The 14,334-nt window shown below is 56.1% G+C and carries 10 protein-coding genes and 3 tRNA genes; 6 read left to right on the top strand and 7 right to left on the bottom strand.

What is annotated here, in order from left to right:
* Nucleotides 1-18: 18 nt before the first annotated feature.
* The 3 genes from ACB042_RS07475 to ACB042_RS07465 all read left to right on the top strand — a co-directional run bounded on the left by ACB042_RS07475 (nucleotide 19) and on the right by ACB042_RS07465 (nucleotide 4,181).
* Nucleotides 19-507: a CS1 type fimbrial major subunit gene (locus tag ACB042_RS07475; RefSeq protein WP_042082566.1), complete on the top strand. Its 489-nt coding sequence runs from the start codon at nucleotides 19-21 to the stop codon at nucleotides 505-507.
* A gap of 64 nt (nucleotides 508-571) precedes the next feature.
* The gene (locus ACB042_RS07470) at nucleotides 572-2,989 is read left to right on the top strand and encodes a TcfC E-set like domain-containing protein (RefSeq protein ID WP_371178161.1); all 2,418 of its coding nucleotides are present in this window, start codon (nucleotides 572-574) and stop codon (nucleotides 2,987-2,989) included.
* Nucleotides 2,976-4,181, top strand: a complete 1,206-nt coding sequence (locus ACB042_RS07465) for a hypothetical protein (protein WP_371178160.1) — start codon at nucleotides 2,976-2,978, stop codon at nucleotides 4,179-4,181. Before ACB042_RS07470 ends, ACB042_RS07465 begins: the two co-directional genes overlap by 14 nt.
* Here the strand turns inward: ACB042_RS07465 and ACB042_RS07460 are convergent.
* Entirely contained in the window at nucleotides 4,178-4,816 is a 639-nt protein-coding gene (locus tag ACB042_RS07460; RefSeq protein WP_371178159.1) for a response regulator, read from the bottom strand. The two genes, ACB042_RS07465 and ACB042_RS07460, sit on opposite strands and share 4 nt — an antisense overlap.
* 248 nt (nucleotides 4,817-5,064) lie before the next feature.
* Here ACB042_RS07460 and ACB042_RS07455 point away from each other — a divergent pair, with 248 nt between their 5' ends.
* Nucleotides 5,065-8,382, top strand: coding sequence for an ATP-binding protein (locus ACB042_RS07455; protein ID WP_371178158.1), 3,318 nt, complete (start codon nucleotides 5,065-5,067; stop codon nucleotides 8,380-8,382).
* Here ACB042_RS07455 and ACB042_RS07450 read toward each other — a convergent pair.
* The 5 genes from ACB042_RS07450 to astB all read right to left on the bottom strand — a co-directional run bounded on the left by ACB042_RS07450 (nucleotide 8,356) and on the right by astB (nucleotide 10,705).
* The gene (locus ACB042_RS07450; RefSeq protein WP_042082561.1) at nucleotides 8,356-8,646 is read right to left on the bottom strand and encodes a hypothetical protein; all 291 of its coding nucleotides are present in this window, start codon (nucleotides 8,644-8,646) and stop codon (nucleotides 8,356-8,358) included. The genes ACB042_RS07455 and ACB042_RS07450 overlap by 27 nt on opposite strands.
* Before the next feature lie 142 nt (nucleotides 8,647-8,788).
* Nucleotides 8,789-8,873, bottom strand: a tRNA-Tyr gene (locus ACB042_RS07445).
* Nucleotides 8,874-8,917: 44 nt separating this feature from the next.
* Nucleotides 8,918-9,002: transfer RNA gene (locus ACB042_RS07440), tRNA-Tyr, on the bottom strand.
* Nucleotides 9,003-9,041: 39 nt separating this feature from the next.
* Nucleotides 9,042-9,126, bottom strand: a tRNA-Tyr gene (locus tag ACB042_RS07435).
* A 241-nt stretch (nucleotides 9,127-9,367) separates the two neighbouring features.
* The gene (gene astB, locus ACB042_RS07430) at nucleotides 9,368-10,705 is read right to left on the bottom strand and encodes an N-succinylarginine dihydrolase (RefSeq protein ID WP_371178157.1); all 1,338 of its coding nucleotides are present in this window, start codon (nucleotides 10,703-10,705) and stop codon (nucleotides 9,368-9,370) included.
* Between the two features lie 354 nt (nucleotides 10,706-11,059).
* On the opposite strand from astB, the gene topA reads away from it, so the two are divergent.
* Both topA and ACB042_RS07420 read left to right on the top strand, forming a co-directional pair.
* Nucleotides 11,060-13,681, top strand: coding sequence for a type I DNA topoisomerase (gene topA, locus ACB042_RS07425; protein ID WP_100653220.1), 2,622 nt, complete (start codon nucleotides 11,060-11,062; stop codon nucleotides 13,679-13,681).
* A 108-nt stretch (nucleotides 13,682-13,789) separates the two neighbouring features.
* Nucleotides 13,790-13,954 carry a hypothetical protein gene (locus ACB042_RS07420; protein ID WP_005334891.1) on the top strand — a complete coding sequence of 55 codons (165 nt, stop codon included), beginning with the start codon at nucleotides 13,790-13,792 and terminating at the stop codon, nucleotides 13,952-13,954.
* 16 nt (nucleotides 13,955-13,970) lie between these two features.
* Here ACB042_RS07420 and ACB042_RS07415 read toward each other — a convergent pair whose 3' ends face one another.
* Nucleotides 13,971-14,327 (bottom strand): MGMT family protein, encoded by a 357-nt coding sequence (locus ACB042_RS07415; RefSeq protein WP_371178156.1) that lies wholly within the window; start codon nucleotides 14,325-14,327, stop codon nucleotides 13,971-13,973.
* Nucleotides 14,328-14,334 lie beyond the last annotated feature (7 nt).

The following is a 14,334-nucleotide window of genomic DNA, read 5'->3' as shown; positions in this document are numbered from 1 at the left end:
ACACCTGAAGGAGTGGCTATGAAGATGTTATCGCTTTTTCCCGCCCTGTTGCTGGCGAGCGGATCGCTGATGGCGGCCGAGCGCATCGAGCATACGGTGACGGTAACGGCGCAGATCCCGACCGAACACTTTTATGTGCAACCCGTGGGTGACTGGATGAGTACCCCACAGAAACTGACCTTCAACCCCTTTAGCCAAAAGCTGGATCCCTTGGCTAAGCAGCTGGAGATGAAGAGCACCATTGGTCCCATCAAGGGTTATCTGGTTTATCCCGCCACCATGGCCAGCGGCAAGGAGAGTATCGGCTTGACGGTCAAGGTGGCAGGCGTTGCGCTGACCACTACATCCGCCGACTTGCTGAACCAAGCGGATGCCAATACTGGCAAACAGGTAGGGCTGGAGATTATTCCGGCCGCGGCGCCAACCGGTGGCTACAAACCCGGCAACTATCAGGGGATTGTCAGCATGATGTTTGAATCGGAGGCACCGCCTGCTCAAGGCAGCTGACATGAGTATGTGGGGGTCATCAGGCCCCCTTTAATTGATATTCCAGGCATTCAGGTTGCACTTCATGGTTCGTTCTCTTCTTCTCTTGCTCGGGTCGTTGCTCTTTGCCTCACTGGCGGCGGCAGACCCGGCACTGTTGCTGCAACAGGCGCGGCAGTTGCCAGAAGGGTTTGAAGCGCACTTTTTTGGTGTTCCCCTGATGGTGCGGGTGACCGTCGACGGTCGCCTGCTGGGGGATGGGGAAGTGCTGCTCGGGCGGGATAACTCGGTACAGCTGCTTTCACTGGTGGATGTGCAGGAGAGCGAGTTTGACGAGGGGGCGCGTGAACGCTGGCTGACCAGGTTGGGATCGCACCTGCCGCTCGGCGAGTGCAGCCGTGCCTGTCCCGAAGGTATCGTGGGATTGCAATATAGTCTGGAGGAGTCCCAGCTCTCGGTACTGACCGGTGAGGTAGAGCAGGAGGCGCGGGATCAGCGCTTTATGACATTGCCTCAAGAGAGCAAGGGGTTGCTGATCCAGAACCAGCTGAACCTGGTGCAGGGCACTCAGCGCAACGGTCACTACAACCTGCAGCTGGAGGGCAGCTGGGGACAGTGGACCCCTTTTATGGAGGGGGATGCCACCTGGCAAGAGGGTGGGCCAACTGATCTCGGGATGGCTCAGGTCTATGGAGAACGGCTCCATGAGGCCAATTTTTATCGTCTCGGCTTCTTCTTTCCCTCGGCGCAGGGGTTGGTGCGTCAACCCAACTACTACAGTGGTGCGACGCCCACAGTGCTTGGCGTGATGTGGGGCAGCTCGGATCTGCTACGTCGGGAACGCGGGGTGCCCAGTCTGGCGCCGATCCAGGTGGCACCGGCACGACCGGGCATGGTGGAGATCTATCGGGACGGCAACCTGATCCAGTCCCAGCCGGTCGTATCCGGTCTGCAGGCGCTTGATACCCGATCGCTTCCCGGCGGTATCTACGAGGTAGAGCTGCGGCTGCTGGAGGATGGTCAGGAGACCCGTCGTTGGCGCGAGATGATCTACAAACCCTCCAACTGGCAGACGCCGGAGGAGCCGTGGCGCTTCAACCTCTTTGCCGGGCGTCAGACCCGCTGGCTGGTGCGGCAGGGAGATAGCGATCTGGAAGGCGCCAGTGGCGGCGTAGCGGTGAACCACCTGTTGCTTCCCTCGCTGGTAGTGGGGGCGGGTAGCCAGTATGTGGATAAGCGTGCCCAGCACTCCCTCTCGCTTGATTGGGAGGCGACCAGTCAGCTTCACGGCTTTGCCTCCCTCAACCAGAGTGTCGGCATGGGGTGGGGTTACGATCTGCAGGGGATCTACTGGCATGGCAACAGCAGTCTGGTGGCCAGCCATTCGCTTAATCTGCGCAAGCAGGGGGAGGCGAGTGCGGTGTCCAGCCTGTCACTGCAGCAGTCGCTGGAAAAGTGGGGCTCCCTCGGTATCTATGTTTCTCACCAGTCTGGCCGCGGCAACGGCGCTGATGTGGGATGGCACTACAGTGACCGGCTTTGGGGGCGTTGGGTGACCTGGGGGGTGACCTTGTTCGATCGCCCCGGCAGCGAGAGCACAGCGCAACAGCGGGATCGCGGTAGCACGCTGAGTCTCACTATCAACTTGGGGGGAGAGGATCGCCAGTTGTCGCTGGGGCTGGGCAGCAATACCTCACGCTCGGGCGGTGCCCAGCGCAGCGCCTATCTCAACTACCAGCAGGAGGTGGATTGGGGGCCGCTTCGTCAGGTCAGCGTCGGCAGCACCCACGACAGCTATGGTACCGGTCTATCCGGATATGGCCGTTTTGCATCGCCCTGGTTGGGAGGGGACCTGTTTGCCCAGCACTCCTCCTATAACGAACAGGTGACTGGCGGTATCAATCTGGAGAGCGTAGTGGCACTGGGGCGGGAGGGGGAGCTGGCGCTCGGTTCTCGAGAGATGGGCGGTATGGGCAATGAGGCTGCGATGATCCTCGATATCGACGCCGACGATGAGGCGGCACGTATCCAGGTCAGCGATGATCACGGCAGCCTACAGACTCTGGGACCCGGTCGCCATCTGGTCTCGGTGCCAGCCTTGCAAAGTGGCGCCTTGCAACTGGAGATGGCCGATCACGAAGGGACATCACTCACCATCAAGCCCACCGTGCTCCCCTACCATCTTAATCGCGGCGGGGTGGGTTATGGCCAGGTGAATGCTGTGAGCACCGTTACTGTGATTGGTCGCCTGCTGGACGAGCAAAGCCAGCCGCTGCGTGGTGCCATGGTCAGTAACCCTATAGGGCGGGCATTTACCGAAAATGATGGCTTCTTTGCGCTGGAAGCGAGCCGACGACAGCCGCAATTTAGCGTGGAACACAATGGTACCCTCCATTGCAACAACTCATCAGGAGTGCAGAGCCGTACGGAGGCATCGGAGATTATTATATTGGGAGAGTTAATATGTTCACCAGGTGTGACTGTAAAAAATGAAAACCATTAAAATATTAGTTCTACTGATGTTTAGTCACTCTTCTTTGGCTGATGTGATTAATATTACTGCAGACTATAAACCTGAGAGCTATGAAGTGAGTGGTGGGCGTTTTATCAACACCACTCCGTGCGATGTCGGTCAACCGATTTCTTATTGTGACCCACAGAAGCCGCTAGAGTCATCGGTTATAGTAAAACTCCCAGTGTCGATAGCAAAAACAATAAATTCGGCGAAGGGTAAACAGAACTACCTAAGTTACTATCGACTTTCTGGTCCTAAAAAAGTGACGTTGACGAACAGCAACAATGGAGAACACCATGAATTGGTGTTTATTCCAACCAATATAGGTGCCAAGGTAATAAAAATGGAGTATCCAATTGTCAATAATAATAGATGGCCCATGCATACTATTGGTGGTGATTGCTATCAAAGCTTTAGTACTTGGGGGTGGTTCGGGTCTGTAGTAACTGGGCAACTTTTTTTATATTCTATTAATGATTTAGCTCAAAATGGTGCGTCTGAGTGCTATCACAATAGCCAACTTGGTGATGGAACATCATACTCTGTCGATTGGCTGAATTATGGCTTTCGTATCAAAGCACCTAATCCATTGACTATGTCAAACGGAAAGTATACCGGTAGTTTAAAAATAATGGTGGGGCGTAATAAGGATATTGACCTGGGTGATGCAACTTATTCTGGGGGAACAGAGCATGAACTTAAATTTACACTGACAGTCCGTCATCAATTGAAAGTTGATTTTCCCAAAGGAGATAGCGATGGCCATAGCCAAGTAACCTTATTGCCACCAGGTGGGTGGAGTAATTGGATTCATAGTGGAAAGCGAGAGCCAAGCATATTGCAGCAAGATCTTCCTTTTCGAATATGGTTTAGTGCCCCATTTACTGTCTCACTGCGTTGCCAATATCAATGGTCTACTAATGGCGAGTGCGCATTAAAAGATAGCAAGGGGCGAACAGTGCCTTTAAAAACGCACTATGTTAACAGCATAAATGAAATATTTCTGTTGACTACAAATAAAACCAGATTTGTACTTCCTGTACAGGGAATTCCGGTTATCAATGCTGCCAGAGCGATTCGATTTCAGATTGTGGGTGGGACGGTCGCCGAGATGATGAAATACCCTGGCTCCTCCTTTAAAGGTGATGTTACCCTGATATTTGATGCGGCTATTGATTAATAGAGTCCGCTGCTTTTGGCATAGTCAAAGAGGGCGCTATCGCTGCTAATACCCAGTCGAGTCATAGCACTCTTTTTCTGGGTGCTGATGGTTTTGACACTGCGATGAAGATAGTCGGCAACCTGAGTGACGGACATGCCGCTGGCAAGTAGGCGCACCACTTCGCTCTCCTTTGGTGTAAGCGGGTGGGGTTCGCCTTGGGCAGAGATTCCGGCATTGGCCAGCAGTATTTTTACCGCAGGACCAATATAGCGATGACCGAGCAATATCTGGCGAATGGCATCGGCCAGTTCATTGATAACCGATTTTTTCAGTATCAGACCGTTGACCCCAACCTGAATAAGAGATTGCAAGATGGCGCTGTTCTGGATCTGGGTCAGCACAATAATGGGCAGGTTTGGATAATCCCGACGCAACTGCTGGATCATCACCAGTCCATCACAGCGGATATCTCCCGGCATGCTGAAATCAGTGATCAACAGATCACAATGATGCTGTTGCAATAATTTCAGCAAGTCAGATACCTGATATGCCTCGGCGATCACTTCACAATGGGGTGTTATCTGGTCAATCAGGCTACGGATCCCGGTCAGAATCAAGGGGTGGTCATCAGCAAGAATAATCTTGAAGGACATGGATGAGCCTCTTATAAAACGGTGAGTAATATTCAGGCTACCAAAGCTAACATTTCTATACTACCGTGCGCACCCCATTTTTTTAGGAGCATATATCTTTTGACAAATATATGTGAATCGTTATGTCTATGTATTGTTTGCTTATGTCATTAATCAAACGATTCATAATTATTGTCGCTGTTTTTTCCTTGACGCCTTCCGTATTTTCGGCGGAGGTACATTCTGTACCAACGATTGAAGTGGGCATATTGGCTGGCGGATGGGGACCATTCCAGCAGTGGGACGGCAAGGTCGCCGCTGGCTTCAGTGTTGAATTGATGGAGGAAATAGCCAAAAAGCTTGACTACCGGATTGCCTGGCAGGTCTACCCTGACTGGAAAACCATGTATGCCGATGCCTGCCGTGGCAAGCTGGATATCCTGCTCGATGCATTTAATTCTGAGGTGCGTCAGTGTGTCACCTATAGCCTGCCTTACTACACATCGCCGACCGTGGTGGTGGTTCGTCAGGACAGCCCCCTGTTTCGGGATGTGAGCCGGTTGCAGTCCGCCAGCATTGCTATCGAAAAAGGCTTTCTGACCGAGAAGCTGGTCAAGCTGCACTATCCCAATGTCACACCGCGACTTTTTGTCGATACGCACCGTGCATTGCTGGCGGTTGAGCAAGGTCGGGCAGATGCCTACATCGGCAACCTTCATGTGGCCAATCTGTTTATCGAGAGTCACCCGGCGTTGGCGGTGGTTGCCCAGTCTCCCTTGTTGATGGAAACCCTGCATCTTGGCGTCGCCAGCCAGAAACACACTCTTGCTATCCGGCTTGATACTGCCATTCAGTCGCTAACGGTCGAGGCGCGCAGTGAACTGGAGAAACGCTGGTTGGGGGAGAGCCTGGAGCCCAACTTTATGGGGCACAGTCATTTTTTACTGCGTCCTGATGAGCGTGGCTGGCTCTCGATGCTGCCACCGCTCAAGCTGGGGTTGATCCCCGGCTGGGTGCCCTTCTCCCATCTCGATGAGGAGGGCAACTCGGTCGGCTTGATAGCGGATTATCTGAAGGTGTTGCAAGAGAAGTTAGGGTTGGCTTACAGCCGAATATCGGTAAAGGATTGGCCTGACCTGCAACAGCAACTGCTGCATCACGAAGTCGACCTGGCGGTATTACCCGCTCGCATTATCGAGCGGCTGGTGGGTTGGCATGCCAGCGAACCCTTCGCATCATTCCCGATGGTGCTGGTGACGGCGCGCGGTAGTATTCCGATCGGGGATCTCTCTGATCTGGCTGGTAAAAAGCTGTTGCTGACCGACAGTATGCTGATCCCCCAGCTGAGGGCAATGGTGCCTGACCTTAAACTGATCACGACCAAGAGTGCTGGCGAGGGGCTCGCCCGGGTTGCAGCAGGGCAGGGGGATGCCTATATCGGCAATCTGGTGGTGGTTTCCCGTCTTATCACCGAACAGTTTGATGACCGACTTCATATTGCCGCACCCACCCCCTTCAAGGATGAGTTGGCCGTTGCAGTACGTGAGCCTTACGTCCCCTTGCTGCCCTTGACCAACCGCGTGCTTGCCAGCATGAGCGACAAGGAGAAGCGCCAGATACGCAACAGCTGGCTGGCGCTCAATTACAGCGAAGGTATCCCCAGAGCGAAACTGGTGCGTACCCTGCTGCCCGCCGGGGTGGCAATCACGCTCTTTATTCTGGTGTTGTCGGTGGCTTACTGGCGGCTGCGTCAGGAGATAGTTCGTCGTCATCAGGTTGAGGCTGCATTGGCCAGAGCCAAGGCCAAAGCAGAGTCTGCCGCCACCCAGAAAGGGGAGTTTCTGGCCACCATGAGCCACGAAATTCGCACGCCTATGAATGGCATTATCGGTATGGCGGAACAGCTCACTTTTACCGAATTGACCCAGGATCAGCGCCAGATGGTTGAGGTTATCAACCGCGGTGCCCAGGGATTGCATGCGCTGATCGACAACGTGCTTGACTTCGCCAAGCTGGAGGCAGGCAAGATGCAACTCGAAGAAGCGCCGTTTCTTGTCCGGGAGCTGCTTGACAGCGTGCTGACCATGACGGTGAGCGAAGTACATCGCAAGGGATTGCGCGTCTATCTCTGGGCGGATGCCGGTGTGGCGGCTCGGGTTAGTGGTGATGCGCTGCGTCTGCGCCAGATCCTCTTCAACTTTGTCAGCAATGCCATCAAATTTACCGAGCGGGGCTTTATCGAGATCTCGGTGCAACTGCTGTCGCAGGGGGAGGGGCAACAGCAATTGTGCTTCGGTGTGCGCGACAGCGGCATCGGTATGAGCCCAGAGGCGCTTGGCCGGATCTTCAATGCCTTTGAACAGGCAGAGAGCTCCACCACCCGCAGTTATGGTGGTACCGGCTTGGGCCTGAGTATCTGCCAGACCCTGGCCACCTTGATGGGTGGCGAGATCCGGCTGGAGAGTGCCCCTGGGCTGGGCACTTTCATCAGCCTGACGGTCACGTTGCCAGTGCTGGCACAGCGAGAGCCGGATCTCCGTCTCAATGGCGTGCAAGCCCATATCGATCTCCATGACGAGAAGCTGTGCCACACCCTGCTGTTGCATCTTGATGCCTTGGGGGTAACACGAACGTTGGAGTCTGGTGATGCTCATTTGCGTTTCACAGACCATGAGTTGGCGGGCAACGGGCTCATCTGGGTTCTGCCGCTGGCAACCCCTCTCGGTTATCGTTGTGATGAGGAGGGTTACATCCTCAACAGCAATCCCATGACCTGGCATGCGGTGCGGGAAGTTTGCTATCGCCAGCTTGGCTTGAGCGATGGGACGGCAACGAAAGCGATGCGAAAGAGCGCACCCATGCAGCCCTGCCGGGTATTGCTGGTGGAGGATAATCCCCTCAACCAGTCGCTGGTGATACGCCAGCTCAGGCAACTTGGGATGAACTGCGATGTGGCAGAGCATGGCCAGCAGGCTCTCGAGATGGTCGCGCAGCATCCCTATGAGCTGGTGCTCTGTGACTGTCAGATGCCGGTGATGGATGGTTACGAGTTTACCCGCAGAATACGGGCTGCAGAGAAAGGCGAGCGGCAGCTGATCATCGCCATGACGGCCAATGTTTTGCCAGAGCAGGCTCAGCGCTGTTTTGCCGCGGGCATGGACGATCTGTTGGGCAAACCGGTGCTGCTGGATGCTCTGCATCAGATGTTGCAGAAGTGGCAGATCTTACCCGCGCCAACCTTGATTGATATTGCAGCTATGGAGGCATTTTTTGGTCATGGTGACAAGTTGCAGCAGATGTTTCCACTATTTCGCCAGGAGCTTGAACAGTCGATGGTGCAGGAGCCACTTGATGACAATGCATTGGCCAATTGGGTGCATCGTCAGGCGGGGACCATCAGCATGATGATGGCGCCGGAATTGGCTGAACAGGCATGGCGATTGGAAGAAAAAATCCGTCAGTTTGGATCGCCAGCTTGTACCGATGAGCTGACACGCTTTCGTGCCCAATTACAGCAAATCATCGATGAATTGACGTTATTGAGCGAAAGAGAGGGGCATTCAGTTATCGAGGGAGAGCTGGAGTAAGGGGAACTGTTCGCTCATAAAATTGCGGGGGCTGTGGCCATTGCCTGCAGTGGCCAGCCATTCCCAATCCAGTTTTGGCGAGCCCGCTTTGAAGCGTTGATAGGCAACGCCCTGATGAATGGTCAGAAAGAGGGTCGTGGGGAGTCCCAGCTTGTTGCTGTAGCGCACCATCAGATCGCCCTGATAGTCGTTGCTGATTCTGACTTTGAGCGCCTGCAGTGTCAGACCGGTGGCGTGACCATGCTCGTCCCAGACTTCAAACATGATGTGAACACTCTGATGTCGATAATGCCACGATGAGCAAGATGGGATGCAATTGCAACTGTCAGATCTGACAAGGCCGGAAAAATGTGATGAGAATGGCAGAAAGCGAAAACCCGGCGCTAGGCCGGGTTTTCTTGAATGATGGTGGAGGGAGAAGGATTCGAACCTTCGAAGGCAGAGCCGTCAGATTTACAGTCTGATCCCTTTGGCCGCTCGGGAACCCCTCCACAGGGGCAAAGCAAATTGTATTCAGCCATTGCAATCAGGGAAATGGTGGAGGGAGAAGGATTCGAACCTTCGAAGGCAGAGCCGTCAGATTTACAGTCTGATCCCTTTGGCCGCTCGGGAACCCCTCCACGTGGTATTTCCTGATTGTCACTACTTTTGCACTTGAATGGTGGAGGGAGAAGGATTCGAACCTTCGAAGGCAGAGCCGTCAGATTTACAGTCTGATCCCTTTGGCCGCTCGGGAACCCCTCCCCAAGTGCGAGGCGCATACTATCAGATCCAGAGGCTTTGTGAACCCCTTGATGAGGCATCTGGCAGTAAAAAATGACTGTTCGTCGATTTTTTGATACACCCAGCTCAAAATTCAAGCTTATCAGCAAGTTGTACGCTGCTTTTCTGCACAAAACAGCATCTGTGCAAGTTGGCGATCGCGCTGAAGACAAGGCAGATAGCAGAAGACCGCCAGCGTCGGCGGTCTTCTCGGGCATCACATCTAGCGCTGGAACGGGTAGATCGAACCCAGTTTCAGGATCTGGGTCAGCTCGTCCAGTGCGCTGCGGGACTCCTGCACCAGTGCCGGATCCCGCAGGTCATCGAGGGTCAGCCGGTCACGGTAGTGGCGATCGACCCAGCCATCGAGGCGGGCAAACTGGCTGTCGTTGATAAGGCAGGCCGGATTGACCGCAGCGAGTTCCTGATCGTTCATGGCGACCCGCAACCGCAGACAGGCGGGGCCGCCGCCATTACGCATGCTCTGTTTCACATCCATATAGTGGACCGCTTTGATCGGGGTCTCCTGCGTCAGCAGCTTGCCAAGATAGGCCGACACTGCCGGATTGTCGCGGCACTCGGTGGGGGCGATGATGGCCATCTCGCCGCTCGGCAGGGTGAGGATCTGGGTGTTGAACAGGTAGGATTTCACCGCATCCAGCACGGATACCTCGGCAGTCGGTACTTCGATAAAGTGCAAATCCCCCTCGCCAAACTTACCGCGGATCTCGGTCAGCACCGTTTCGGTGTTGAGGAACGCTTGCTGGTGGAAGAAGAGCACGTTCTGGTTACCCACCGCGATCACGTCGTTGTGGAATACCCCCTGATCGATCACCTCCGGGTTTTGCTGAATAAACACCACGCTCTCCTCGCCAAGGCCATGCAGGCGGGCGATGGCTTGGCTTGCCTCCAGGGTCTGGCGGGCAGGGTAGCGCTTCGGCGCCGGGCGGGAGTAGTCAAAGGCACTGCGGCCATAGACGAACAGCTCGACCCCCGCCTCGCCATAGGCGCGACAGAGGCGGGTATGGTTGGCCGCCCCCTCGTCGCCGAAGTGGTCATTCTCCGGCAGATGGAGGTGGTGGCTGAAGTGGCGATCATTGTTGAACACGGCGCGCAGGATGCGACCCGTGACGTCGGGCTCCAGGGAGCGGTGAAACTTGTTGGTCAGGTTGGCGGGGGTGAAGTGAATGCGGCCATCCTGGGTATCGGCACTGGGAGAGACGGTGGCGGCGTTGGCTGTCCACATGCTGGAGGCCGAATAGCAGGCAGCCAGTACGGCGGGAGCCTGTTTGGCGGCCAGCTCCAGCACCCGGGCATCGTTGCCGGTGAAGCCGAGGCGGCGCAGGGTGGCGAGGTCGGGACGCTCTTGTGGCGCCAGTACCCCCTGGGTCATGCCAAGCTCGGTCAGCGCCTTCATCTTGCGCAGCCCCTGTTTGGCGGCCTCTTTCGGATTGGAAGCCTCCTGGGCATTGCTCTGGGAGGCAACATTGCCGTAGGAGAGGCCGGCATAGTTATGAGTCGGGCCGACCAGACCGTCGAAATTGACCTCGAAGTGCTTCATTGAGTACATCCTTTCGATTTTTATGATGGGTAGCGGTTCCTTCCGCGCACAATGCGTCGGGTTGGGCCATTATAAAGAGATTTTGTGTTTTTGTAACAAGCCGGTAACCAGCAGACGTTTTTATGTCGTTTCAGATATAAAAAGAGGGGCGGTATGGCAGAAAATTGAAAAAGCGGTTGCGTCTGGCCTGTTGCCTTCGCATTAATAAATAAAGAAGCAATAAAAGAAGCCGTGTGGTTCGGGCTGGTCAGGCAAATTTGCTCACAAGATTGCTTTTTCGCGCCAAATCTCTTATACAGCCCCACAAAACCGCACACCAACCCCGTCGGGTGCAATGAGGATAATAGTTACAGCATGGGCAAATCACTGGTCATAGTGGAGTCTCCGGCCAAGGCCAAGACGATCAACAAATATCTGGGCAAGGACTACGTGGTGAAATCCAGCGTTGGTCATGTTCGCGATCTGCCCACCAGCGGCAGCGCCAGCACCGAGCCCAAGAAACCTGTCATTCGCGGCATCAAGTTGAGCGAATCCGAGAAGGCTGCCAAGGATCGCAAGGCCCTGTTTGCCCGGATGGGTATCAATCCGACCGCTGGCTGGCAGGCTAACTACCAGATTTTGCCCGGCAAGGAGAAGGTGGTCAGCGAGTTGCAAAGTCTGGCCGAGAAAGCCGACACCATCTATCTCGCAACCGACTTGGATAGAGAAGGAGAGGCGATCGCCTGGCACCTGCGCGAGATCATCGGTGGCGACGACAGCCGCTACAAGCGCGTGGTGTTCAACGAGATCACCAAGAGCGCCATCAAGGAGGCGTTCGCCCAGCCGTCCGAACTCAATATTGACCGCGTTAATGCCCAGCAGGCCCGTCGTTTCCTCGACCGCGTGGTGGGTTACATGGTCTCCCCGCTGCTGTGGAAAAAGCTGGCTCGTGGCCTCTCTGCCGGTCGGGTACAGTCCGTTGCGGTGCGTCTCATCGTCGATAAAGAGCGTGAAATCAAGGCGTTCGTACCGGTCGAGTTCTGGGATCTCAATGCCGACCTGCTGACCGCCGACAAGAGCGATCTGCGGATGGAAGTGGTCAGCCGAAACGGTGCCGACTTCAAGCCGGTGACCCAGGCCGAGACCTTCGCCGCTGTCGCTGCCCTGGAAGGGGTCGACTACAAGGTCGTTAACCGGGAAGACAAGCCGACCGGCTCCAAGCCCTCTGCGCCGTTTATCACCTCTACCCTGCAGCAGGCGGCCTCTACCCGTCTGAGCTTCGGGGTCAAGAAGACCATGATGATGGCCCAGCGTCTCTATGAAGCGGGTTACATCACCTATATGCGTACCGACTCCACCAACCTCAGCAAAGAGGCGGTTGAGGCGGTGCGTGAATATATCGGCGAGCAGTATGGCGCGGCCTATCTGCCAGCCGAGCCGAATCTGTATGGCGCCAAGGCCAATGCTCAGGAAGCGCACGAGGCGATCCGTCCCTCCAACGTACAGGTGACTGCCGAGATGCTGGAAGGGATGGAGCCGGATGCCATGCGTCTGTACGATCTCATCTGGCGTCAGTTCGTTGCCTGCCAGATGACCCCGGCTCAGTACGACTCCTCCACCCTGACCGTCAAGGCGGGTGAGTTCGAGCTCAAGGCTCGTGGCCGTACCCTGCGCTTCGCCGGTTGGACCAAGGCCCTGCCGCCGATGGGTCGCAAGGGCGAAGATAGCCAGCTGCCGGCGGTGACCGTGGGCGAGGTGCTGAAGCTGATCAAGCTGGATCCGCGCCAGCACTTCACCAAGCCGCCTGCCCGTTTCACCGAAGCCGCGCTGGTGCGCGAGCTGGAAAAACGCGGCATCGGCCGTCCGTCTACCTACGCCTCCATCATCTCCACTATCGTTGATCGCGGATATGTGCGGGTCGAGAGCCGCCGTTTCTTCGCCGAGAAGATGGGCGAGATTGTCACCGATCGTCTGGTGGAGAACTTCGTCGAGCTGATGAACTACGAGTTCACCGCCAAGATGGAAGACAAGCTCGATGGCATCGCCGAAGGGAGCCTTGAGTGGAAGAAGGTGCTGGACGCCTTCTACGCCGAGTTTACCCAGGAGCTGGAGAAGGCTGACAAGGCGCCCGAAGAGGGCGGCATGCGTGCCAACCAGATGGTGATGACCGACATCGACTGCCCGGATTGCGGCCGCAAGATGGGCATTCGTACTGCCACCACCGGTGTTTTCCTTGGCTGCTCCGGCTATGCCCTGCCGCCGAAAGAGCGCTGCAAGAAGACCATCAACCTGGTCTCTGCCGACGAGTTTGTCTCCGCCACTGACGGCGAAGAGGCGGAAACCGAAGCGCTGCGCGCCAAGCACCGCTGCGGTGTCTGTGGTACAGCGATGGATGCCTACATCATCGACGACAGCCGCAAGCTGCACGTCTGTGGTCGCAACCCGGATTGCGATGGCTACGAGATCGAGAAGGGCCAGTTCAAGCTCAAGGGCTACGAAGGGCCGAGCATCGAGTGCGACCGTTGCGGAGCCGAGATGCAGCTCAAGAACGGCCGTTTCGGCAAGTACATGGGCTGCACCAACGAGACCTGCAAGAACACCCGCAAGATCCTGAAAAACGGCGACATCGCGCCGCCGAAGGAGGATCCGGTGCCGCTGCCGGAGCTCAAGTGCACCCAGTCCGATGCTCACTTTGTGCTGCGTGACGGGGCTGCCGGTCTGTTCCTGGCGGCCAGCAACTTCCCCAAATCCCGCGAGACCCGCGCGCCGCTGGTGGAAGAGCTCAAGCGCTTCAAGGATCGCATCTCCGCCAAACACAAGTATCTGGCCGGTGCCCCGCTCACCGATCCGGACGGCAACCCCGCCATCGTACGCTTCAGTCGCAAGACCAAGGAGCAGTACGTGATGAGCGAGGTCAACGGCAAGGCGACCGGTTGGACCGCTCATTACGACAACGGTACCTGGCAAGAGAGTTTGCCAAAGGCTAAAAAAGCCTGATGAAAAGAGGCCCCGACAAGGGGCCTCTTTGCTTATGGATAGCGGTATACTGAGACAGCTGCAAGGAGTGCAGCTGTCGTCAATCGCGAAGTAGACAAGGAGGTTGAGATGGAGATTAACGAGATCCGGCCAGGCATGAGCTGCATGACCCGTGAAGGGGCGGCCTATGTGCTGGAGGTTGACCGGCAGAGCCTGCTGGTGCTGCTGCAGCGCGCGGATGAGACCATACCGGTGCAGGTGCGCAGCGACGAGATCCTGGCGCCGCTGGAGTGATCCGGCTGTGATCCCCTCAAAACGGCAGTAGAAAAAGCAGCTCGGCCAGATCGGGCTGCCATTGCCACTGCTTCATTCTGACCCGCCCACCGATCACCACGACCCCTTCTTGCTGCAGGCGTCCCGTCTGTTCGGCAAAGCTTGGCGATCCTTTCGGTAACGAGATGGTGCCCGCCGCGCTCAGCACCCGATGCCACGGCAGTACCTTGTCGGTTTCCCGCAGCACCTTGCCCACCAGTCTTGCCCGTCCGGGCAACCCGGCAAGATCGGCCACCTGACCATAGCTGACCACCCGACCTGCCGGGATCAAGGCGATGATCGCTTCGATACGGGCAGTTTTGTTCAATGGGACAGGACTTGATTCAATGCTCATAAACCCG

The sequence above is a fragment of the Aeromonas sp. S13(2024) genome (genome assembly GCF_041402405.1).
In the GTDB taxonomy this organism is placed as follows: Bacteria; Pseudomonadota; Gammaproteobacteria; order Enterobacterales; family Aeromonadaceae; genus Aeromonas; species Aeromonas veronii.
This window is presented reverse-complemented; position numbering and strand designations above follow the sequence as displayed.